The following is a 22120-nucleotide window of genomic DNA, read 5'->3' as shown; positions in this document are numbered from 1 at the left end:
AGGGTTCCGGGAGCCCGGGCGGGCCCGGTACGCACGGTCGTCGGTTCGTTTCGTTCGGTCATGTCCGGTTCCTGTCAACAGACGGCATCGCGCGCCACTCGTTTACGCACGCCCACCCCCGTGAAACCGCCCCGCGTCGGGCCCCGCGCCTCTACCGTGCCCTCAGGGGTTGGGCACGACACCGGAGGGCGGGGCGCGGATGGACGACGAAGAAGACATGCGGCTGGCGAGGATGACCCCGGAGATCTCCCGCCGCACCCTCGCGATGCTGCGGGGCCTCGCGGGGCTGGAGCCACCGGAGCAGGTGCCGGAGGACGCCATGCTCGTCGCGGACGCGATCCTCGCCGAGCACGGCACGGACGGCCTGCGGGTGCTGGTGATGACCCTCGCCGCCTGGGCCACGGCGCAGATCGAGAACGTCGCGGAGCTGAGCGAGCGCAGCCACGAGGCGGTGCTGGACGCGATGGAGCTGGCCTGCCTGGAGGCCAATGCCGAGGAGTGAGTCGCGCGGCGGATCGCGGGAACCGGGGCACGTGGATTCGGGCGCATGGGGATCGGCGCCGCCGGAATGGTTTCTTCCGCCACGGATCGGCCGAGGCTGCGAACAGCACGCCGATCCCGGCGGCACACGACGAGAGGAGACCGCGGTCACCCTCGGTGATCGCCGTGCGACGGATCGCCCCGACGGCCCCTCGGCGGGCCCTCCGGGCCCCCGATCCGCCGCGCACCGCGGTCACACCCTGGATCGGCGGAAGTCGGCGACACTGGGGGGAGCAGGAGCGTAGTGGGGGGTCGTGATCGGAGGCCGTCGTGAGCACACCTTCCCCCATCCGGATCGCCGCCGTCTTGTCCACCGAGCACCGTGGACGGCTGATGTCGCACGCCCGCGAGGTCAATTTCCCCGAGAACGCGCGGATCTTCGACGAGGGCACCCGGGCGGACTCCTTCTGGATCGTGCGCTCCGGCACGGTGACGCTAGAGATCCCCGTACCCGGCCGCAGGCCCACGCCCGTCCAGAGCCTCGGTCCCGGTGAGTTGGTCGGTTGGTCCTGGCTGTTCCCCCCGTACACCTGGCAGCTCAGCGCCGAGGCGATGACCCCGGTACGGGCCTACGAGTTCGACGGGACGACCGTACGCATGCTGATGGACGCCGATCCGGCGTTCGGGTCCTCGGTCGGGCACTGGGTCGGACGGGTCCTCGCGGTCCGGTTGCAACAGACCCGCACCCGGCTCATCGACCTGTACGCCCCGCGCACGGGCGCCACGCGCTGAGGCGTCGGGGCCCGCCGCGCGACCCCGGACCCCCGGAACCCCCACAACCGGGGATCCGCGCAACCCGGGATCCGGTGCGTCGTTCCACAGGGTCGAAGGAGACGCCGGCACCGCTCGACGAGGGTGTCGGTCCCGGACACCCGAGGAGCGGAACACGTGCCCCCAGCCCCCGCCGCGCGCCGTCCCCGACGCATCCCGCGCCGAAGCCCCCACCGCGATCCCAGGCGAAACCCGCGACACGCCCCCTCCCGACCCTCTCGGCAACTGCGCACGGTGATCGGCGCCGCGTTCGCCGCCGCCCTCGGGACCCTGTGGCTCGCCGCGACCCCCGTCGGGGCCTCCGCCGACACCGGCCCCCGCCGGGCGTCTGCCCGGTCGCGGCGGGAGGCGCCATCGACGCGGCGAACCACACCGAGGGCGGCCGGCGGTACCTGCTGTGGAAGAGCGACGGCAACTGCTGCGAGACGGACACGTGGATCCACCTCCAGCCCACCACGTGGGACGGGACCCGTACCACCGGCGAGCCCGTCCGGCTGATCCGCCAGGACCGCGACTGGGAGGGCTCGCTGGTCGAGGCGCCCACGCTCGTCAAGCGCGGCGACCACTACGTGCTCTTCTACTCGGCCGACGCCTACGGGGGCGACGGGTACACGATCGGCTACGCGGTGGCGGACGCCCTCACCGGCCCCTACACGAAGGCGGCCGCCCCGCTGGTGACCACCGAGTCGCTCGCCGGCGCGGTCCGCGGCCCCGGCGGCCAGGACGTCGTGACGGGACCGGGCGGCCGGGACCGGATCCTCTTCCACGGCTGGAGCCCCGACGGCCGGGGACGGGTGATGTACCTGGCGGACCTCGTGTTCGAGGACGGCCGCCCGGTCGTGCGCGGCGACCGGGCACGGTGACGGGCGGCCCGATCCCCCAGGCCCTGTCGTCAACGTCTCGCCGGGCCCACCGGCGCCACTTCGACGACAGGGCCCAGCCCGGGCGTCAACCCCACCTCTGATGGTTCGTCCGATCGCAGGCGAGGTCACGCAACCCGGCCGGGCCGTCGTCCAGGCAGGCCCCCGTGACCTTGCTGCGAACCTCGACGGACGCGTCGCCCCAGGCCGTGAGCACCCATTTCTGGGACGCGGCCGCGGCGCAGCCGGAGGTGCGCAGCCCCGCGCCGTCGGCGTCGAGACAGGCCCCGGTGGCGTGGTTGCGCAACTGCCGGGTGCCGTCGGGCGCGCTCTCCACGGTCCACCGCTGGTAGCTCATCCCGTTGCAGTCGAAGGACCGCAGGCCCTTCTCCAGGCTGTCGTCCAGGCAGTCGCCCGTGTTCCGGTTGACGAAGATCCGGGCGTTCTCGGCGATCCCCGGCCCTGATCCCGGGCCCTTGCCCGCGGAACCGGCCCCCGTCGGGCCGCCGGTCGGAGCCGTGGCCTCCCGGGTCTCCCCGGAGGTGTGGCCTGCGTCGACGACGGTGCGCAGCACGAGGACCGCGAGCAGGGCGCCGACCAGCGCCCCGGCCACCGCGCCCGTGGTGGCACAGACCCGTCGGCTGCCCATCCGGGTGCGTACGGCACGGGCGCGACGGCTACCACGCGTACCGGCCCGTCAACATCACCGGCTGATCCTCCGCACGCGCCCCGGCGACCGGCGCCGGGGTTCGACTACCACCCGGTCACCGACGACGATCCGCCGTCCGTGGACCGGGCGTTCCCCTACGTCCTGACCGAGCCGGCCTGGGCCGGCGCCCACGGCTACGGGAGCGCCTTGGAGCGTCGCCGGCGCGATCTGGCGGCGCGCGATCCCAACCGCGGCTACTTCGCGTCCCTGCCCGCGGAGCGCAAGGCGCTCGCCCTCCTCGCGGCGAACGGCCCCGGCCCCGACGGGGTGCGGGCCGCCCTCCCGACGGGCGGTGTGGTCCGGCGCAGCGACCGGGGGTGGGCCCGGTGCATGCGGGAGTCGGGACACCGGTACCCGGACCCCGCCCGTACCCGGGCGGCGGCCCTGTCGCCCGCCGCGGCGATGCCTCCGGGCCGTGAACGGGCCCTGGCGCGCGCCGAGGTGCGATGCGCGGAGCATCTCCCACGGGACCACGATCGGCACCCGGACGTCGAGGAGGTGGAGGGCGCCCCACACGCCCCCCAGGTTCAGGGCGGCGACCAGGCCTCCGACGACCGCCCCGGCCAGGACGACCAGCAGCGCCTCCCCCGCCACCAGGCGCAGCACCTGTCGGCGGGTGGCTCCGGCGAGCCGGAGCGCGGCGAACTCGCCGACCCGCTCGGTGGTGGCCATGACCTGGGTGTTGGCGAGGCCGATGCCGGTGTAGAGGAGGGCGATGCCGAGGACGAGCAGCAGGCCGAGCCGGGTGGTGCTCTTGGTCCCGGGGCGACTGGCCTGCACCCACTGGTCCCTGGTGAAGACCCGGCCGCCCGACGCCTCGGCGACCCGGGTCAGGGCGGTGGCGACCGCGGCGACGTCGGCGCCGGGGACGGTCCGCGCGTCGATCCGGTCGACGTGCGCGCCGGGGGCGTTGGCGGGGGTGAGGTAGACCCCGTTGTCGCCGGTGCCGACGCTGAGCACGGCGGCGATCCGGAGGGTCTTGCGGGCGCCGTCGCCGAGCCGGACCTCCACGGTGGTTCCGACGGTGTGCCGGTCCCATTCCTCGTTCACGATGATGGAGTCGTCGTCGAGGTCGGTGACCTCGCCCGCGACGACGGGCAGTGTCATGGTCCTGGCGAGCAGGGCCGGATCCGCGGCGCGGGCCTCCGAGCGGACGAGCGCGGTGCCCTCCTCCAGGACGTGCACGGCGGTGGCGGAGGTGGCCGAGAGGTCGGCCCCGGGTACGGCGCGCAGCCGTTCGACGGCCGCCGGGTCGAAGTTCCCGGAGAGGACGAAGGGGGCGGTGGTCCGCTCCCGGATCTCGGTGGCCTTCGCCTCGTTCAGGGTGGCTGTGGTGCCGAGGAGGGATCCGGCGAGGGCGACGGTGACCAGGACGGGCGCGGCGACGGCGCAGGTGCGTCGGATCCCGGTGGCCGCGTTCTCCCGGATCAACATCCCGCCGGCGCCCGGCAGTCGGGCGGGAAGCCAACCGACCAGCCGGATCAGCGGTTTGACGGCCAACGGGAACAGCAGGGCGCACGCCGCGATGAGCGGCATCGGCCGGGTGAGGTACGTCTTGCGGTGGAGCAGTTCGGACGGGTCGTCGAGCAGCCCGTACAGCAGGATGGCGAGGGACAGGAGCACCAGTGCGGCGCCGGAGATCCCGCGCCCCCACGTCATGGTCCGGGTCTCCGCGGCGGCCTCGCGCAGCGCCTCGGTGGGGCCGACGCGGCCGGCGCGCCAGGAGGCGGCGACGACCCCGCCGAAGGCGACGAGCAGACCGGTCCAGAAGGCCAGGTGGTAGGGCCAGGAAGCGCTCCCGATGGCGAACCAGCGGGGTGCGAGACCGCCGAGGGCCATGGCCCGGGCGAGGATCGGCGCCCCGTACGCCCCGAGGACGCAGCCGGCGGCGGCGGCCGTCACCCCGAGCAGCAGCGCCTCGACGAGGACCATGCGGCGGATCTGGCCCGGGGCGGCGCCGGTGGTGCGCAGCAGCGCGAACTCCCTGCGGCGTTGGGCCACGGCGAAGGCGAACGTGGAGGCGACGACGAACACGGAGACGAAGCCGGTGATGCCGCCGGCGGTGCCGAGCGCGGCGTTGACGGCGAGCAGGGCTTCGCGGTCGCGTTCCGGGTCGGGGTCGGCGAGGTGCCGGTCCCGGCCGGTCAGGACGCGAACGTCCACGCCGTCGGCCGCGGTGGCTCCGCCGGGGCCGTCCCGGTCCGCGAAGGCTTTCACGGCGGCCCGTACGGCGGCCGGGTCGGCGGTGACGACGACCTGGGGGACGGCGGGTGAGAGGCGGGCGGCGAGTCGGCGCGTCAGCGCGGGGTCGATGCCGCGGGAGTGGGCCAACACGGCCGTGTGTTCGCCGGCCGCGGTCGTCACCCGCAGCGTGTCGGCGCCCTTGACCACGACGGGGGCCTGCGCGAACCGTTCGGGCTGCCGCTGCGGCGCGTCGAGGGTGGCGGCGAGGCCGAGGCCCATGGTGGCGATCAGGCCGACTCCGAGGGACAGGGCGAGGAAACTGCCGACGAGGGTGATCCAGCGGGTGCGCAGGGTGCGCAGGGCGACGCTCAGCACGGCAGGGCCGCCGACTTCGTCATGTGGGCGGCGATGTCCTCGGCGCTCGCGCCGGTGAGTTCGGAGCCGACCCGGCCGTCGGCGAGGAAGACGACGCGGTCCGCGTGGGAAGCGGCGACCGGATCGTGGGTGACCATGATCACCGTTTGTCGTTCGGTGTCGACCATCGCGCGGAGCACGGCGAGGACCTCGCGGCCGGTCACCGAGTCGAGCGCGCCGGTGGGCTCGTCGCCGAAGAGCACCTCGGGGCGGGTGATGAGCGCGCGCCAGCGCCACGCGCTGCTGCTGGCCGCCGGAGAGTTCGGTGGGCCGGTGTCGGGCGCGGTCGCGCAGGCCCACCCGGTCCAGTGCCTCCCGTACCTCCGCCTTCGCGGGGCGTCGGCCGGCCAACCGCAGCGGGAGGGCGACGTTCTGTTCGGCGGTCAGTGCGGGAAGCAGGTTGAACGCCTGGAAGACGAACCCGATCCGGTCCCGGCGCAGGTGGGTCAGGCGGGTCTCGCTCAACCCGCCGAGTTCGGTGTCCCCGATGGTGACGGAGCCGGAGGTGGGGCGGTCGAGGCCGGCGGCGCACTGGAGCAGGGTGGACTTCCCCGACCCGAAGGGGCCCATCACCGCGGTGAAACTGCCCCGGGGGGAAACCGAGGGTGACCTGGTCGAGGGCGGTGACGGTGTGGTCGCCGGAGCCGTGGATCCGGCTGACCGCGCGGAGGTGGATCGCGTCGTTTTCCATGCCTCCACCCAACCGTCCGCGCGCTTCGGAAACAGCGGGGCAGGGGCGAGTCCCGAGGGTGGGGCCGGCCCTACCCCGAGGCCTCGTTCCGTGTGTTTCAGGGATGTTTCAGGGGCGTCTTCGGCCGATTCGACGGTGCGCTCACCCACAGGTCAACACCTCGACACCGCTGCGGACTGCACTCATGCGATCACGATCAGTGACGTAAAACAGCGGTACGAACGGGCGTTCCCGCCCCTCATGGGCAAGACTCACGTCCGCTATCCGAAGCAACCACCCGAGGAGTGTTCGAAATGCGGTCCATCACCAGGAATCTGGGACTGGCCACCGGCGCCATGGCGCTCACCGCCCCCACCGCACTGGTCGGCTCAGGAGTCGCCGACGCGGCGCCCGCCGGCACGGAGAGCATGTACGCGCCCTCCGCGCTCGTGGTCAGCGTCACGGCCGGCGCGGACGCCGACCAGGGCACGGTGCTGCGCGCGGTGACGCTGGTGTGCGCGCCGCGGCCGAGTGGCACGCACCCGGACCCGGTCGCCGCCTGCGCCGAGTTACGGGCGAACGGGCGTGCGCTGGACGCACTCGCCGAACCCCGCGCGGACGCCGCGTGTACCAGGGAGTGGAACCCGATGACGGTCACCGCCGACGGGGTCTGGGAGGGGCGCCGGCTCAGCTACACGTACACGTTCGGCAACCCGTGCGGTCTACGGAACAGCACCGGCGTCCTGTTCGGCATCTGAGTCCCGGTGCCCGGTCCGGGCGGCGTCGTGCGACCGCCGCCCGGCTCACAGGGGGCTCTTGCCGTCCATGTTGAAGGCGTGACCGGCACGGAACATCCGCTTCGCGAAGAAGTGGCCGTGCTCGGCGGCCATCCTGAACCACGGCTCGGCCTCCGGGAGTCCGTCCCGGAGGTCGACGAGCCGGCCCATGTCCCACATGGCCTCCACGTCACCCAGCTCGATCGCCGTGCGGAGCAGCCGCTCCGCCTCGGCGTGGTCATCGCCCAGTTTGTGGATCGAGGCCAGGGCCCGCATCGCCCGGGGATCTCCCGCCTCGGCGGCGGCCCGCGCGTGCTCCACGGACGCGAACTTCCGGCGGTTGCGCCACCATCGCAGGAGGAGCAGGAGGATGCCGATCAGCCAGACCACCCAACCGGCAGTGCTCAAACTGTCGTTGTCGCCGATCCACCCGAGGATGCCCAGCACGGCGGCGACGAGCAGGAGCAGGAACGACACGGTGTCTCCCTCGGGCTACGCTCTGCGGACCCGCGCAGCCTAGGCGAACTCCCCTTCGCCGTCAGCCCAGTTCGAGACTCGCGACACCGTACAGCCCCGGCAGGTCGACCGTGGGCGCCGTCCCCGTGTACATCCGGGCGGCCTCGAAGGTCGGGACCAGCCCCAACGCGGCCAACAGGGCGGTGGCCGTCGGGTTCGCGTCGGGCACGTCCACGGCGATCTCCCCGCCGGGGACGTGCTCCGCGAGCCGCCGCAGCAGGGCGGCGGCCACCTCGGGCGTGGCCGCGTACAGGGGTCCGACGCGGGAGGCCCCGCTGCACGGCCGGACCACGCCGAGCCCCTCGACGCGACCGTCCCGGACGGCGGCGAGGGCCGTGCGGCCCGGCAGTCCGGTCCACGCGGACAGGAAGGCGTCGCGCGGTTCGGGGAAGAACCGCCGGTCGTAGGCGGCGAGTAGGGAGAAGGGGAGGCCGGCGGCGTCCACGACGCGCACCCCGCCGTCGTCCCCGGCCCGCGGCACGCCCTCGTGGCGGACGTTGTTCCACGCCGGACGGAACCCGGACCTGCGGTAGTTGTCCTGCTGCTCGACCACTCCGTCCAACCCCACGAGGCGGCCGTCGAGTCGACTCATGCCGGCCTTCCACAGTCGGATGCCGTAGCCCTGCCCGCGGACGTGTGGGCGGGCGATGTAGAAGCCGATGAAGCCGAAGCCCGTGCCGTAGCGCACGGCGGAGACGCAGGCCACCGGTTCACCGTCGAGCCGGCCGACGAGGAAGCCGTCGGGATCGGCGACCGCGAAGGCGAAGCGGTCGGTGTCACCCGGATTCCAGCCCTCCTCGTCGGCCCAGGCGCGGATCATTTCCATGTCGGCGGCGCTCGCGCCGCCGATCTCGAATCCCGTCATGCCCGGTGTTGTACCAGACAGGCGCGGGGGTCAGCCCGCGCAGATCACGTCATCGAGCCGGATCGGCTGGGAGTCGAGCCGTACGTACGCGGTGAAGGTGTCGGTGTGCTCGGTGTCCCAGCCGGTGGTGACGGTCGCCCAGCCGACCCCCGCGGAGGCGGCGACCGTGACCGGGCCGACGGCGATGCTGCGGGGCTCCCCCTGGGCGCAGAGCAGCACATCGCTCTGGGGGCTGTCCCGCTGCTTGTCCTTCAGCACCTGCGAGACGCGATGGTCCCGGCCGTACCGGGAGGGACCGTGCTTGCCGTAGAAGACGGTGAGGAAGCCGCTGATCTCGGCGGCCGAGTGCCGGTGCGGCCCGGCGGCGACGGCCGGGCCGGGGGCCGGGGCCGGCGCGGGGGCGGCGAGGGCCGGAGCCGGCAGTGCGAGCAGGGAGAGCAGGAGGGCGCCGGTGAGGCGGGGGGTGAGCGTCATGTCCGGTTTGTAGCCGCCCGTCCGTGCCCACGCGGAGGGACGCGGCCGGACCTCACCCCAGTGGGGGCCGGATTCGGCCGAGAACCGCCCCTTTCGGCCGCAGGCCGGGCCGCCGCCCCGGCCGGGTATGGGGGGGGGAGGGCGGCCGCGCGGAATCCGGTCGCGGCGGGGGGTGGGACGTACGTAGGGTCGCGGCCTGGGGAAATCGCTCGTCGCCGTGTTCAGCGGGGCAGGAATGTCCACCGATTCCGGGATTCCGGACTACCGGGGACCGCAGGGTCTAAGGGATGCGACGTGTTCATCGCGGTCGGCTCGACGCTCCAGGTGCAGCCCGCCGCCTCGCTGGCCGGGATGGCGGCGGAGGCGGGGGCCCGCCTGATCATCGTGAACGCGCAGGAGACGCCGTACGACTCCCTCGCCGACGAGGTGATCCGCGAACCGATCGGGACCGCCCTCCCGGCGCTCCTGGCGCGGATCGCCACCCGCTAGCCCACTCCCGCTACCCGGCGTCGGCCGCCCGCCGCATCTCCGCGACGTCGAGCTTCTTCATCCGGAGCATGGCGGCACTGGCCCGGGCGGCGCGGCCCGGGTCCGGGTCGCTGATCAGGTCGATGGCCTCGGTGGGGGTGACCTGCCAGGACAGGCCGAACTTGTCCTTGACCCACCCGCAGGCCGACTCCTGGCCGCCGTCGCGCGTCAGGGCCTCGTAGTAGTAGTCGGCCTCCGCGTCGTCGGCGCAGGGGATCTGGAAGGAGACGGCCTCGGTGAAGGGGAACTGCGGTCCGCCGTTGAGGCCGATGAACCGTTGGCCGTTGATCTCGAACTCGACCACCATCACCTCGCCGACGGGCCCGGGTCCGGCCTCGGTGTAGCGGCCGATCCGGCCGATCCGGCCGTCCTTGAACACGGACAGGTAGAACTCGGCGGCCTCTTCGGCCCGGCCGTCGAACCACAGGCACGTGGTGAACGGGTTGCTGGTCATGACTGCCTCCAGAGTCGTGCGGTGAGGGACACCGTCCCGCACATACAGACCGCCACCGCGCCCGAAACTCATCGGTGGGCGCAGGACGGGTTCACATCGCTCCGGATCTCACTCCTGTGGGCCAGGTGCCGCCGGGGCGGACGGCACCGTGCCGCGCCGTCCGCCACCGCGCCGTCGCGGCCTGCCGAGGGCCCTCAGATCTCCAGTTCGGCTTCGATCTTCTTCAGTTGGTGCCGGGCCATGGCGAGGTTCGCCCGACCGCGATCGAGCGCGAGATAGAGGAAGAATCCGCTGGAACCCCTCGCCTTCATGAGTCGGATCAGGTGGTACTGCCCGCCGAGGGTGATGAGGATGTCCTCGATCTCGTCCTGGAGTCCGAGCATCTCCATCGTGCGCACCTTGGCGCGCACCACGTCGGTGTTGCCCGCCGCGGCGACGGCGAGGTCGAGGTCCTTGCCGCCGCCGATGGTGCCGAGCGCCATGCCGCTGCCGTAGTCGACCAGGGCCGCTCCGAGCGCGCCGTCGATGACGGTGGTGGCTTCTTTGAGGGCGGTTTCCACAGTGGCCATGAGAGGTTCCTCTTTCTTCGGTGACTGTCCGGGGTTCTGCTGGTCTTGTCAGTGGTCGGTGGGGTGGTGCGGCTCAGGTCGACGGAGCCTGGGTGGGCATCGGCGGCGCCACCGGGCCTCGTCGACCGAGGCTGTGCTCGATGAGCTCGGTGATGCGCAGGCTGGAGCGGCGGGCCTCCAGGTGGAGCCGGCCGACATTGACGCGTGGTTCGGCGATCAGCGTGAGGACGGCCGCCTCGCCCGCCGCGTAGGTGGCGATGTAGCCGGATTCGCCGCGCACGAGCAGTTCGCGGAATCCGCCCTGGCCGGTGCTGTCGCTCAGTCGTCGGGCGACGCCGAGGGCGGCCGCGGTCAGGGCCGCGACGGACTCGGCCTCGGTGGCGGCGCTGTCGTGGGCGAGCACCAGGCCGTCCACGCTGGCCGCGAGGGCACCGGTGAGTTGCGGAAGGCGGGCTCTCAGCCGCCGGAGTTCGGCGAGTATCTCGGCCTCGGCCTCGGCGTTCACCATCGCCGTGCTCATGTCGGCCTTCCTCCTTTCGGGCTGTCTCCGCTCGGAGCGGTCGGTGCGCAGAACCGGTCGCAGCGGGAGCCTCACAGGCTTGCCTCCAGTGCGTCGCGTAACCGGCGGAGCAGGGCCACGTCCGGGGATTGGGCCTGGGTCATCCAGTCGGGCAGGGGTGTCTCGGCCATGGGTATCGGGGCCGGTGCGTGCGGGGTCTCGACGAGACCGGCCGCCGCGAGTCTGCGTACGTCGAGCAGGGTGTGGAAGGCCGGTCGGCCGAGCACCCACGCAAGGTCGGCGGGGGTCCGTCTGCCGTCCGCCTGGTGGAGCAGGAGGCGTTGCCGGGCGGTGATGGTCTGGCCGGGTGCGGCCTGACGGGGTATCACGGGGGCGGTGTCCAGCAGCGGATAGGGCCAGACCGCGTCCAACAGTTCTCGGCGGCGGCGGGTCTCGCGCTCGACGGCGGCCGCGGGTACCGAGCGCACGGAACCGATCCAGTGGGTGGCGCCGCGGCGGAACCGGGACGGGCCGCTGCCCGGCGACAGTGCGAAGAACGCGGCGTCGAAGATCGCGGCGAGGTGGCATATCTCCAGCTCGCCGCCCGCCAGACCGCCGCTGTCCACGAGATAGCGGGCGACCTGGCGGCGGGCTCCGGCCTGGTTCACGGCGTCGTTCCAACGCTCGGGGGCGAGGCCGCCACCGGTGGTGAGCAGTACCTCGAGACCGGGGGTGGAGGGGCTTTCGGCGTGCACGACGCGGCCGTCCTCCAGGAACAGGGTGCCGCGGTCGCGGAGCAGGGCGCCGGTGGCGCGTTCGGCGGCGAGGCGGGTCAACAGGGGGGACACTTCGACGGGGTTGGCGGGGAGGGTCGGGGCGGTCATCTGAGCACCAGCCCTTCGGCCAGTGCGCGGAGTCTGTGTCGGGCGAGGGCGAGGTTGCCGTCGGCGCGGTCGAGCCAGAGGTGCAGGAACACGCTGCTGTCGAAGCTCGTCTCGACGAAGCGCAGCACGTGGTAGCCGCTGCGGGTGGTGACGATCAGGTCCTCGACCGGCGGGCCGGCCGGGTCTCCCGGGCCGGCTCCCCCGGCCTCGGGGGCGAAGGATTCGTACTCCGCCGCCGCGCGGGCCAGTTCGGCGGTCTCGGCGGCGGTGGTCTCGTGGTCTCCGACCGGCGAATCCCCTGCGGTGCCGAGGGCCAGTCCACTGCTCCAGTCCACGAGGGAGGCCCCCCGTGCACCGGGCAGGGCCATGGCTTCGAGCAGACATTCGTCGATCCCGGGCACGCGGGCTCCCCTCCCGGCCAGACGTGCTGGGTGCACGGTCGTACGGCGCGACAGGAGGGAACTTACTCAAGTTCCACACTGCGAAAGGGGGTTCTGGCATTTTCCGCTGGAACATGCGCGATAGCACGTGACGGCATGGCCGGAACGCGTCGCATTCTGATCAAGAAGCGAACAGGAGAACGTCAATGCGTCGCACGACGCCATCCTCGCACCGCCCACACACCGCGGTCAGTCCGTCGGCCGACCGGACCGGAAGCAGACCCTCCTGACGGACACGGTGCGCTCCGGGCCCTCCCCAGCGGCCCCTCCCTCGTGTCACCCTGCCGGTCATGGAGCGGATCATCGAGGAGATACGCGAGGACCTGGACCGCCGGATCGCCGTGGCGGCGGACCGGCTCGCCGACCGCACGCCGAGCGAGGACCCCGCGTACGCCGTCCTGCCGGGGCGGACCGCGTTACGCGACCGGATCCACCATCACCTCCGTCAGGCCGTCGACGGCCTGGTCCGCGCGTCCCGAGGCCTCCCGGTGGACCTCTCCGACGCCCGGGCCACCGGCACCCTGTGGGCCGAACAGGGACTCCCGCTCGCCTCCTTGCTCCGCGCCCACCGGCACGGCGGCCGCCTGCTGTGGCAGAGCCTGACCGAGGCGGTGGCCGCGCACGACCGGGCCGCGCTCCCCCGACTGCTGCCGGGCGCGGCCGCGCTGTGGGACGTACTGGAGCAGATGGCGGACGCCGCCTCGGACGCGTACCGCCTGGCCGAGTCCCCCCGCGCCGAGCGCGACCGAGAGCTGAGGGCGTCCCTGCTGGACGCCCTGCTCGACGGCACCGGGGCGGCCGCGGAGGCGGCGGCCCGGTTGGGGCTGCCCGCGCGGGGCCGGTTCGCGGTGGTCGTACTGGGGCCGCCCGGTCTCCCGGCGGGCGGCCCGGAGCCCGGCGCGCCGCGCGTGCTGTGGCGCAACCGCGCCGACGGGGAGACCGGCCTCGTGGAACTGGGCCACCATCCGCTGGAGTCCGTACGGGAGCTGCTCGCCCCGTCGGGCGTGCGGGCCGGGGTCAGCCCCGTCGTGGAGGGGGCCGCCGACCTGGCCCGGGCCCGCCGCCTGGCGGTCCTCGCGCTGCGGGCCTCCCCCGCCTCGGCCGGTCCGCTCACCGTGCTGCTGGACGAGCGGCTCCCGGCGGCGCTGGTGGCGGGCCAGCCCGAACTCGCGGGCCGGCTGCGGCAGGTGGTGCTGGGACCGGTACTGGCCCTGCCCCCGGAGGACCGTCGGGTGTTGCTGACCACGCTGGGCACGTGGCTGACCTGCCAGGGCTCGACCACGTACGCCGCCCAGCGGCTGTACTGCCACCGCAACACGGTCTCCAACCGGCTGCGTCGCCTGGAGCAGCTGACCGGCCGCTCGCTCTCCGATCCGGCCCAGGTGGTGGAACTGGCCTTGGCGCACGCGGCGGTGGTCCGGCACGCCCAGGCGGAACCGGAGCCGCCGCGCTCAGCGGGGCCGCCGGGCCTGAGCCGACGCCACCGTGACGACACCCCCGCCTAGGCCGGTTCGGCGGGCGCGGTCTGCTTCGCCGACTCCAGGAGGTACGGGACGTCGATCACCGCGACCCCCGGTGTGAACAGCAACCGGGCCTTCAGCCGGAGCGCGTTCTGGTTGTGCAGGGGTTGCTCCCACCAGTGCCCGACCACGTACTCGGGGATGACCACGGAGAGCATGTCCGTCCCCTCCGCGGCCGCCAGCTCCTGCACGTACTCCAGGACGGGACCCACCACGTCGCGGTACGGCGAGTGCAGCACCTTGAGCGCGATCCCCGGGTCGTGCCCGGCCCAGGCCTCGCGCAGGGCGTGCGCGTCCTGCGCGTCGGCCGCGACGGAGACGGCCGTGAGGCTGTCGGGCCGCAGGGCCTGCGCGTAGCCGAGCGCCTTCAGCGTCGGGGCGTGCACGGAGGAGACCAGCACCACGACGTGGTGGCGTGAGGGCTTGCGGGGCTTGACGTCGGGGGCGACGGCCACCTGGTCGGCGACGGTGTCGTAGTGGCGCCGGACCCCTTTCATGCCGACGAACAGCAGCGGCATCGCGATGACGACCAACCAGGCGCCGTGCGTGAACTTGGTGAGGAGGACGATGACCAGCACCAGGGCGGTCATGGCGGCGCCGACCGCGTTGATGGCGAGCCGGCGGTGGATGTGCACCCGCTCCCCCCTGGGTGTCTCGGGCGAGTCGAGTGCGCGCCGCCAGTGCCGGACCATGCCCGACTGGGACAGGGTGAAGGAGACGAACACCCCGATGATGTAGAGCTGGATGAGGCGCGTCAGTTCGGCGTCGAAGGCGACGATCAGGGCGATGGCGGCCAGCGCGAGGAGCACGACGCCGTTGGAGTACACGAGCCGGTCGCCGCGGTTGAAGAGCTGGCGCGGCGCGTACCGGTCCTTGGCGAGGATCGAGGCGAGCATCGGGAACCCGTTGAAGGCGGTGTTCGCGGCGAGGATCAGCACGCCGGCGGTGACGGCCTGGAGCAGGTAGAAGAGGAAGTGCCAGCTGCCGAAGGTGGCCCGGCCGATCTGCGCGAGCGCGGTCGAGGTGGGCGTTCCGGGGGCGAGGCCCAGTTCCGTCGGGTCGGCCGCGACGTGCACCTGGTACACCATGGCGAGGACGGTGATCCCGAGGAACATGGTCACGGACAGGACGCCCATGACGGCAAGCGTGTTGGCGGCGTTGCGGCTCTTGGGCTTGCGGAAGGCGGGGACCCCGTTGCTGATGGCCTCGACACCGGTGAGCGCCGTACAGCCCGAGGCGAAGGCGCGCATCACGAGCAGCACCAGGGCCAGGCCCGTGAACGTCTCGGTCTCGATGATGGGCAGGGAGGCGGACTCGGCGCGGATGGTGGCGCCGGTCGCGATCCGTACGGCGGCGACCGCGAACATGACGTAGATGACGAGGACGAAGCCGTAGGTGGGGATGGCGAAGATCCGGCCCGATTCCCGAACGCCGCGCAGGTTCATCAGGGTCAGCAGCACCACGAAACCGACCGACAGCACGACTTCGTGGTCGCTGAGCGAGGGGATGGCGGAGGTGATGGCGGCGACGCCGGAGACCACCGAGACGGCGACGGTCAGCACGTAGTCGACGAGGAGCGCGCTGGCGGCGGTCAGCGCCGCCGTCGGGCCGAGGTTCTCGGCGCTGACGATGTAGGCGCCGCCGCCGCCGGGGTAGGCGTGGCAGGTCTGCCGGTAGGAGGCGACGACCACGATCATCAGGAAGACGATGGCGGCGGCCGCGTACCAGGTGAGGTGGAGCAGCGTCACGCCGCCGAGGGCGAGGATCAGCAGGATCTCCTCGGTGGCGTACGCCACCGAGGAGAGCGGGTCGCTGCAGAAGATGGGCAGCGCGAGCCGCTTGGGAAGCAGGGTCTCGCCCAGGCGTGCGGTGTCGAGCGGTTCACCGACCAGCACGCGTTTCGCATTGATACGCCTCATTCAGGCATGATCGGTCAACCTCTGTCCGGTTCGCCCGCTCTGGGGGCTGTGTCGCCTGCCGTGCTCACATCTTCGCGGCCGCGCCGCGAATGGCCTCACGGATGCGGAAGTAGGTTCCGCAGCGGCAGATGTTGGCGATGGCGTCGATGTCCTCGTCGGTGGGGTCGGCCGTCCGCCGCAGGAGCGCCACCGCGGCCATGATCTGGCCGGGCTGGCAGAAGCCGCACTGGGCCACATCCTGTTCGAGCCAGGCCTCCTGCACCGGGTGCAGGTCGTCCCCGTCCGCCAGGCCCTCGATGGTGGTCACCGTCCTGCCGGCGCAGGCGGACACGGGCACCACGCACGGCCGGATGTCCGTGCCGTCGAGGTGACTGGTGCAGGCCTTGCAGACGTCCACGCCGCAGCCGTACTTGGGGCCGCGTACGCCCAGCATGTCGCGGAGCACCCACAGCAGGGGCAGATCGTCGGGCGCGTCGACGGTGACGCTCCGCCCGTTGACGATGAAGGTGTGCGAGGGCACGGCGCGGCGCTCCTGGGGTGGTGTCGAGAACGATGGCGGGGGGAGGAAACGGGATCGGGGTGGCCTAGCGGGGGTAGGGGGTGAAGTCCACGTCGAAGTCGAGCGGGAAGCTCCGCGGCTTCTTCCCGGTGGCCCGGGCCCAGGCGTTGGCGATCGCCCCGACGGCGGCGGGCACCCCGAGTTCGCCGGCGCCACCCGGTTCGGCGCCGGTGGCCGGGAGCACGAAGACCCGTACGTCCTGGGGGGTGTCGCGTTGCGTCGCCCAGTGGAACTGGCTGTAACTGCCCTCCAACGGCAACCCGTTGTCGAGGTGCAGGCCGGCGCGCAGGGTGGTGGAGAGGGCGTCGGTGAGACCGCCGATCATCTGGGCCTCCAGCCCGCGCGGGTTGACGGGCAGGCCCACGTCCACCGCGATGACGGCCTTGGTGACGCGGACGTGCTCCGGGTCGCGGGTGTCGATCTCGACCAGGCAGGCGGTGCGGGACTTGTACTCCTCGTGGAAGGCGATGCCCTGTGCGCACCCCGCCGGCATCGGTCGCCCCCATTCCCCCTCCCGCGCGGCTTTGTCGAGGACCGCCCGCTGGGCGTCGGTCTTCAGGAAGGTGCGGCGCAAGCCGTACGGGTCCTTCCCCATCCGTGCGGCCAGTTCGTCGACGACGATCTCCTCGGCGCCCCGGGTGTTGGCGGAGTACACCGAGCGCCACGAGCCGGTGGGGACTCCCGTGGGGACCTCGGTGAGCGCCTGGGTGGTGAGCCCGAAGTGGTACGGGGACTTGATCGTGGTGAGGAACAGCGTCTGGGCGAGGGTGGCGTTGCCGAGGCCGAGCGGCAGGTTCGCCGCGGTGGCGGTGATGATCTCGCCCAGCCCGTGCCGGAAGTCCGTCTCGGCGGCGACCACCCGGTGTTCGAACGTGAGCACCTCGCCGAGGGCGTGGGTGGCGCGGATCTTGTGGTGGGTGGCCGGCCGCATCCGACCGTGACGGGTGTCGTCGACCCGGGTCCACATCAGGCGCACCGGGCGGCGGCAGGCCTTGGACACCCGGGCGGCCTCCAGGGCGGCGTCGAAGAAGAGGCGCCGCCCGAAGGATCCGCCGGCCTGGACCACGTGCACGGTGACCTTGTCGAGCGGCAGCCCGAGGTCGGCGGCGATGGTCTGACGGGCCACGATCGGGGACTTGAGCCCGGACCAGATCTCGGCCCGCCCGTCCCGTACGTCGGCCACCGCCGAGTTGGTCTCCATCGGGGCGTGGCTGACGAACGCGAAGTCGAACTCGGCGTCCACGTACGGGGTGAGCAGCGGCGGCACCAGCAGCGGCGGGGTGGCGGCGCGCAGCTTCGTCCGTACCTGCGCGTCCGTGAGCCGGTCGGCGGGGCCGGGCCCCCAGGCGACCTGGAGGGCAGCCTTGGCGTCGAGTGCCTGCCCGAAGGTCTCGGCGACGACGGCGACGCCGGTGGGGATCGTCACCACGTGCAGGACTCCGGGCATGGCCTGGACGGCGGCGAGGTTGGTGACGCCGCGGACGCTGCCGCCGAGGGTGGGCGGTCGGCGCAGCACGCAGGGTTTGGCACCGGGTACGTCGAGGTCGAGGGTGTAGCGCAGGGCTCCGGTGACCATGGCGCGGGCGTCGACGCGGCTGGTCGGTCGGCCGACGAGGGTGTGCCGGGCCGGGGGTTTCGGGGTGGCCCCGAGGACGACCAGGCCGGGCGCGGCGGCGGCCGCGGCGAGGCCGCCGTAGTCGGCGGTGCGCCCGTCGGGGGCCCGGACGACGCCGTTCGCCGTGGTCAGGGCGGAGGCGGAGAGGTTCCAACGGGTGGCGGCAGCGGCGACGAGTCGGGCCCGGGCGGTGGCGGCGATCTGCCGGACGGGTCCGTAGAGGGACCGGATGGCGTTGGAGGAGCCGGTGAGCTGGTTGAACAGCAACTCGGCCCGGGCATCGTCGAGTTCCACCCGGACGTGGGCGAGCGGGGCGTCCAGTTCCTCCGCGACGAGCATGGCCACGGCGGTGGTGAGGCCTTGGCCGACCTCTTCCCGGGGCAGTCGGAAGCGGATGGTGCCGTCCGCCTCGACGGCGAGGGCCAGCAGCGCGGACGTGGGCGCCCCTGCCAGGATGAACAGGTCTCCGAGGTCCACGAGGTCGGCGATCGCGGGCAGGCTCGGGATCACCGCGTGGGCGGGCTGCGGGGCGAGGGCGTCGACCGCGACGCGCGTGACGAGGGCGAGGGTCGGCGCGGCGACGAGGTGGGTGAGGAACGAGCGCCGGCTCGGTGCCGTGTCGTGGCGTTGCCCGGCGTCGCCGCCTTGATCGTTCATGTCCCCGTGGCCCCCGCTCCCGCGCGGTCCGCGGAACGGACCTCCCCCGACTCATTACCGACACGTAGCGTAGCGATCACCGGGAGCGGGGGGAACCCGCTCCGGGGGCCCCAGCGGACGCATCTGTCCGCCGCCGGCGGCGGGGGTCCTTCGTTCGGAGGTACCTCGCGCGTCACGGCGAACGGAGGCTCGCGGGGGCACAACGGCCGCTTTCGCTCGCACACTTCGGCCGCACGCTCGACCGGGCCCTTCCCGGGGGCCGGTTTCCGGCCGGGTCACGCCGCGGGGGCACGGCCCCTCGGATGGGGATCTTCCCCGGGGGCGCCGGTAGAGGTGACCGGATTCGTTCGCACGGCCTCGGAGCGTCCGGGAGGCCGCGAGCATATGCCCCGGGCAAGCCTCCAACAGATGTTGCCAAACCGCTTACGACCCTCCGCCGGCTGTGCCACAGTCGATTCCGGTCCTTCTTTCAGACCTGGCCGTGCCGCGCCTGTATCGGAGTCCTCATGCCGTCCCATCTCTACGCGGACCGTCCCGCGCAGCCCCCCGAGCCGGGACCGGTGGACGCCCTGATCTCACAGACCCGGCGACTGCGGGGCGAGGTGAACGCGGTGCGCCGCGACGCCGTCGCGGACGACGACGACGCGCGGGGCCGCTGGCAACGGGCACTGTGCGACCTCGCCGTACACCACCTCGACGACCTCGGCCGGCACCTCGGCCAGCTCAAGGAAGGGTTGCCGCCCGCCCCCGAGGAGCTCGTCGAGCTGCCGCACGGGGCCTGCGACACCCTGTCCGACGAACCACCGACCCGGGTCGGGAGCGCCGAGTGGAACCTGCTCACCGACGCGGTGACCTGGTCCGAGGAACTCTTCCAGATCTTCGGCCGGTCCCCCGAGGCCGGCCCGCTGCCGCTCGACGAACTGGGCTCGACCCTGTTCTCCGAGGACCAGCCGGCCCTGACCGCGATGGTCACCGACTGCCTGGTGGACGGCAAATCGATCGACGGCGAGTTCCGCATCGTCCGGGCCGACGGCCGCGTCCGGACGTTGCACATGAGGGGCGAGCCGGTACTCGACTCCGACGGTTGCACGGCCTCCATGTGGGCCGTGCTGCGGGACGTGAGTGAACTGCGCCGAAGCCAGCGCGCGGTGCGCGAGTCGCACGACTCGTTGCAGCGCCGCCGGGACATCGCGCGGACCGAGCACCGGCTGTCGGTCGAGCTGCAGGAAGCCGTGCTCCCCCCGTGGCGCGGCTCCCTGCGGTTCCCGCACGACAACACCGGCGCGCTGGACGTCGCCGCGCACCACCTGCCCTCCGCGACCCGCGCGCCGATCGGCGGGGACTGGTACGACGCACTCGAACTAACCGACGGTCGCTCGCTGTTGACGGTCGGCGACCTCACGGGACACGGGGTGAGCGCCACCTCCGGGATGGCGATGCTCCTCGGCGCCCTGCGCGGGATGGCCATGGCCGGCATCGAGCCGGGCCCGCTGATGGGTTGGCTCAACCAGCTCCTGGACACCTCCGCGCAACCGGCGCTCGGCTCGGCCGTCTGCTGCCACTACGATCCCGCCCGCCGGCTGCTGTCCTGGGCCCAGGCCGGACACCCGGCGCCCCTGCTGTTCCGTCGCGGTCGCGGCCGCTCCCTGCAACCGCCGGAGGGCGTGCTGCTGGGGGCGACCTCCGGCGCCGTGTACGGGCAGGCCGAGGAGCGACTGGAGCCCGGCGACGTACTGATCCTGCGTACGGACGGACTGACCCCGCGCGGTTTCGGGATCGCCGAAGCGGACGGCACCGAGCGGCTGTTGGCGCTCGCGCCGGAGCTCGCCACGGCCCGGTCGGCGCAGGAGTGCCTGCGGATGGTCACCGAGGAGTTCGACGAGAACGAGCGCGGCGGCGACGCCTGCGTGCTGGTCGCTCGGGTCGGATCGTAGGGGCGGCCGGACCGGGGCCTCCTTCTCGTTCTCATTCCTTGAGGGCCGCGCCCGGGGCGCGGCCCTTCCCGCATGTCCGCGGAGGTGGGTGGACCTCGTACGCCGGCCCCGACGCCGGCGGCGCGGGCCTCACACCGGCCTAGGCGCCACGGGGCTGTTGGGCAGGGCCGACTCGATCTCCTGGCGCAGGTCCTCGATGCGCGCGTAGCCGGCGTACTGGCCGGTGAGGCGGTACATCTCGCGCAGGCGGTCCCATGTCCGGTGCGAGGAGGTCTCGTTCATCGACACCAGGGCCAGGCGGGCGTAACGGTCGGCCTGTTCCGGGTCGTCGGCGATGAAGCAGGCCGAGGCCATGGAGAGGTAGTCGAAGATCTGGGACCGTTGGTGCCCCTGCGCACGCAGCCGCAGCGCCTCGTGGGCGTGCCGCTGGGCGATCGGCGCGACCGAGGGGTCGTGGTCGGCGAGGGTGCGGAAGGCCAGGGCCTGCATGCCGTGCAGGTCCGCCTCGTCGAAGTGCTGCATCCACGACGGCGGTGGCACGTCGCCCTTGTCGGAGACGAACAGGTCCTCGGCCTCGCCCAGGGTGCGGCGCATGGCCTGCCCCTTGCCCATGGCGGCCTGGGCCCAGGCCTCGATGGTGTGGAGCATGGCGCGCGTGCGCGGCAGGGTCTGCTCCCCGGAGCCGGACTGCGCCAGCTTCATCAGGTCGAGGGCCTCGTTCGGCTTCCCGAGGTGCACCATCTGGCGGGCGGCCCGGGACAGGGCCTCGCCGGCGCGCGGCCGGTCGCCGCCCTCACGCGCCGCGTGGGCGGCGATCACGAAGTACTTCTGGGCGGTGGGTTCGAGACCGACGTCGTGCGACATCCAGCCCGCCAGGACCGCCAGGTTGGCCGCCACCCCCCACAGCCTGCGCTGGAGGTGGTCGGGGTGGCGGTAGGCGAGCATGCCGCCCACCTCGTTGAGCTGGCCCACGACGGCCTTGCGCTGGAGTCCGCCACCCCTGGAGGCGTCCCAGGCGCGGAACACCTCGACGGAGCGCTCCAGGGCCTCGATCTCCTGGGAGCCGATGGGGGCGGCCTCGTAGCGGTCGTAACCCGCCTGATCGGCCTGGTAGGCGTTGTCTCCGAAACGCTGCGCGTCCTTGGCGGCGGCGGGATCGGTGTGCAGCCAGTCGTACATGGCGTTGCTGAGGGCTGAGCCTGCGGTGAGCGCGACTCCCGCGCCCATCAGGCCGCGACGGTTGAGCATGAGGTCCATTCCCGTGAATTCGGTGAGGACCGCGGCTGTGCGTTCGGGCGCCCAGGGCACTCCGTCGGGGTTCTCCTGCGCCCCGTCGGGCTGCCGTTTGGAGGTGCGCCGCTGCCGTACGAACCCGAGGTCCTCAATGGTCACGACACGACCGAGCCGCTCGGTGAACAGTGCTGCCAGTACCGTGGGCACCGGTTCGCGCGGGGTCTCCCCCATGTCGATCCAGCGCCGCACCCGCGAGGTGTCGGTGGCCAATTGGTGGTGACCCATGGCCCCCGCCTGCCGGTTGACCATCCTCGCCAGTTCGCCCTTGGACCAGCCGGCCAGGCCGAACAGGTCGTTCAGACGGGTGTTTGGACCTTTGCTCACGTCAAGCCCCCAGGTTCTCGGCTGAGTTGACAGTAGCCCCCCGTCAGATGCCCAGCGACTATTCGCCAGGCTTCGCCAGGGCACGCAAGATGGTCCGCCACCCACGGTCGGGTGTCAGGTAGGAATGCGCCTCCCCGACCCGGTCA

Annotated in this window: 20 protein-coding genes and 2 pseudogenes; 7 read left to right on the top strand and 15 right to left on the bottom strand. The window is 72.9% G+C overall.

What is annotated here, in order from left to right:
• The first annotated feature begins 199 nt into the window (after positions 1-199).
• From OTB19_RS03635 to OTB19_RS03625, 3 genes are all read left to right on the top strand, one after another.
• Positions 200-502, top strand: coding sequence for a hypothetical protein (locus OTB19_RS03635; RefSeq protein ID WP_053682076.1), 303 nt, complete (start codon positions 200-202; stop codon positions 500-502).
• Positions 503-810: 308 nt separating this feature from the next.
• A complete protein-coding gene (locus OTB19_RS03630; protein ID WP_267796445.1) occupies positions 811-1272 on the top strand; it encodes a Crp/Fnr family transcriptional regulator in 462 nt (153 codons plus the stop codon).
• A gap of 311 nt (positions 1273-1583) precedes the next feature.
• The gene (locus OTB19_RS03625; RefSeq protein WP_267796444.1) at positions 1584-2174 is read left to right on the top strand and encodes a glycoside hydrolase family 43 protein; all 591 of its coding nucleotides are present in this window, start codon (positions 1584-1586) and stop codon (positions 2172-2174) included.
• A gap of 85 nt (positions 2175-2259) precedes the next feature.
• On the opposite strand, the gene OTB19_RS03620 is transcribed toward OTB19_RS03625, so the two are convergent.
• From OTB19_RS03620 to OTB19_RS03610, 3 genes and pseudogenes are all read right to left on the bottom strand, one after another.
• Positions 2260-2820: an RICIN domain-containing protein gene (locus tag OTB19_RS03620; RefSeq protein WP_267796443.1), complete on the bottom strand. Its 561-nt coding sequence runs from the start codon at positions 2818-2820 to the stop codon at positions 2260-2262.
• 54 nt (positions 2821-2874) lie between these two features.
• On the bottom strand, positions 2875-5439 hold the full coding sequence (locus tag OTB19_RS03615; RefSeq protein WP_267796442.1) for an ABC transporter permease: 2565 nt from the start codon (positions 5437-5439) through the stop codon (positions 2875-2877).
• Positions 5433-6169, bottom strand: a pseudogene (locus OTB19_RS03610) (ABC transporter ATP-binding protein). Before OTB19_RS03610 ends, OTB19_RS03615 begins: the two are co-directional and overlap by 7 nt.
• A 293-nt stretch (positions 6170-6462) precedes the next feature.
• On the opposite strand from OTB19_RS03610, the gene OTB19_RS03605 reads away from it, so the two are divergent.
• Complete coding sequence (locus tag OTB19_RS03605; RefSeq protein ID WP_267796441.1) at positions 6463-6906, top strand: subtilase-type protease inhibitor; 444 nt, start codon at positions 6463-6465, stop codon at positions 6904-6906.
• A gap of 45 nt (positions 6907-6951) precedes the next feature.
• Here the strand turns inward: OTB19_RS03605 and OTB19_RS03600 are convergent, their stop codons facing one another.
• The 3 genes from OTB19_RS03600 to OTB19_RS03590 all read right to left on the bottom strand — a co-directional run bounded on the left by OTB19_RS03600 (position 6952) and on the right by OTB19_RS03590 (position 8779).
• Positions 6952-7401: a tetratricopeptide repeat protein gene (locus OTB19_RS03600; protein WP_267796439.1), complete on the bottom strand. Its 450-nt coding sequence runs from the start codon at positions 7399-7401 to the stop codon at positions 6952-6954.
• Positions 7402-7462: 61 nt separating this feature from the next.
• Positions 7463-8305: a GNAT family N-acetyltransferase gene (locus tag OTB19_RS03595; protein WP_267796437.1), complete on the bottom strand. Its 843-nt coding sequence runs from the start codon at positions 8303-8305 to the stop codon at positions 7463-7465.
• Between the two features lie 30 nt (positions 8306-8335).
• Entirely contained in the window at positions 8336-8779 is a 444-nt protein-coding gene (locus OTB19_RS03590; protein ID WP_267796435.1) for a hypothetical protein, read from the bottom strand.
• 279 nt (positions 8780-9058) lie between these two features.
• Here OTB19_RS03590 and OTB19_RS03585 point away from each other — a divergent pair.
• Positions 9059-9268 (top strand): annotated as a pseudogene (locus tag OTB19_RS03585) (NAD-dependent deacetylase); the annotation flags it as partial.
• Positions 9269-9278: 10 nt separating this feature from the next.
• Here OTB19_RS03585 and OTB19_RS03580 read toward each other — a convergent pair.
• The 5 genes from OTB19_RS03580 to OTB19_RS03560 all read right to left on the bottom strand — a co-directional run bounded on the left by OTB19_RS03580 (position 9279) and on the right by OTB19_RS03560 (position 12114).
• On the bottom strand, positions 9279-9761 hold the full coding sequence (locus OTB19_RS03580; protein ID WP_267796433.1) for a VOC family protein: 483 nt from the start codon (positions 9759-9761) through the stop codon (positions 9279-9281).
• Positions 9762-9955: 194 nt separating this feature from the next.
• Positions 9956-10330, bottom strand: a complete 375-nt coding sequence (locus OTB19_RS03575) for a hypothetical protein (protein ID WP_267796431.1) — start codon at positions 10328-10330, stop codon at positions 9956-9958.
• Positions 10331-10403: 73 nt separating this feature from the next.
• Positions 10404-10850 carry a roadblock/LC7 domain-containing protein gene (locus OTB19_RS03570; RefSeq protein WP_323181926.1) on the bottom strand — a complete coding sequence of 149 codons (447 nt, stop codon included), beginning with the start codon at positions 10848-10850 and terminating at the stop codon, positions 10404-10406.
• A 71-nt stretch (positions 10851-10921) separates the two neighbouring features.
• The gene (locus OTB19_RS03565) at positions 10922-11713 is read right to left on the bottom strand and encodes a transcriptional regulator (RefSeq protein WP_267796430.1); all 792 of its coding nucleotides are present in this window, start codon (positions 11711-11713) and stop codon (positions 10922-10924) included.
• Positions 11710-12114, bottom strand: a complete 405-nt coding sequence (locus OTB19_RS03560; RefSeq protein ID WP_267796429.1) for a hypothetical protein — start codon at positions 12112-12114, stop codon at positions 11710-11712. Before OTB19_RS03560 ends, OTB19_RS03565 begins: the two co-directional genes overlap by 4 nt.
• A 329-nt stretch (positions 12115-12443) precedes the next feature.
• Between OTB19_RS03560 and OTB19_RS03555 the strand changes: the two genes are divergently transcribed.
• The gene (locus OTB19_RS03555; protein WP_267796428.1) at positions 12444-13658 is read left to right on the top strand and encodes a helix-turn-helix domain-containing protein; all 1215 of its coding nucleotides are present in this window, start codon (positions 12444-12446) and stop codon (positions 13656-13658) included.
• Here the strand turns inward: OTB19_RS03555 and OTB19_RS03550 are convergent.
• From OTB19_RS03550 to OTB19_RS03540, 3 genes are all read right to left on the bottom strand, one after another.
• A complete protein-coding gene (locus OTB19_RS03550) occupies positions 13655-15592 on the bottom strand; it encodes an APC family permease (protein ID WP_267796427.1) in 1938 nt (645 codons plus the stop codon). The genes OTB19_RS03555 and OTB19_RS03550 overlap by 4 nt on opposite strands.
• A gap of 64 nt (positions 15593-15656) precedes the next feature.
• Positions 15657-16112 carry a (2Fe-2S)-binding protein gene (locus OTB19_RS03545; protein WP_267796425.1) on the bottom strand — a complete coding sequence of 152 codons (456 nt, stop codon included), beginning with the start codon at positions 16110-16112 and terminating at the stop codon, positions 15657-15659.
• 64 nt (positions 16113-16176) lie between these two features.
• Positions 16177-18423 carry a xanthine dehydrogenase family protein molybdopterin-binding subunit gene (locus OTB19_RS03540; RefSeq protein ID WP_267796423.1) on the bottom strand — a complete coding sequence of 749 codons (2247 nt, stop codon included), beginning with the start codon at positions 18421-18423 and terminating at the stop codon, positions 16177-16179.
• A gap of 506 nt (positions 18424-18929) precedes the next feature.
• Between OTB19_RS03540 and OTB19_RS03535 the strand changes: the two genes are divergently transcribed.
• Positions 18930-20357 carry a PP2C family protein-serine/threonine phosphatase gene (locus tag OTB19_RS03535; RefSeq protein WP_267796422.1) on the top strand — a complete coding sequence of 476 codons (1428 nt, stop codon included), beginning with the start codon at positions 18930-18932 and terminating at the stop codon, positions 20355-20357.
• Between the two features lie 129 nt (positions 20358-20486).
• Here the strand turns inward: OTB19_RS03535 and OTB19_RS03530 are convergent, their stop codons facing one another.
• On the bottom strand, positions 20487-21974 hold the full coding sequence (locus tag OTB19_RS03530; protein WP_267796421.1) for a hypothetical protein: 1488 nt from the start codon (positions 21972-21974) through the stop codon (positions 20487-20489).
• Positions 21975-22120: the final 146 nt, after the last annotated feature.

This window comes from Streptomyces sp. H27-H5, from assembly GCF_026627505.1.
GTDB lineage: Bacteria > Actinomycetota > Actinomycetes > Streptomycetales > Streptomycetaceae > Streptomyces.
The sequence above is the reverse complement of the archived record's forward strand: the minus strand, read 5'-3'. Positions and strand labels throughout refer to the sequence as shown.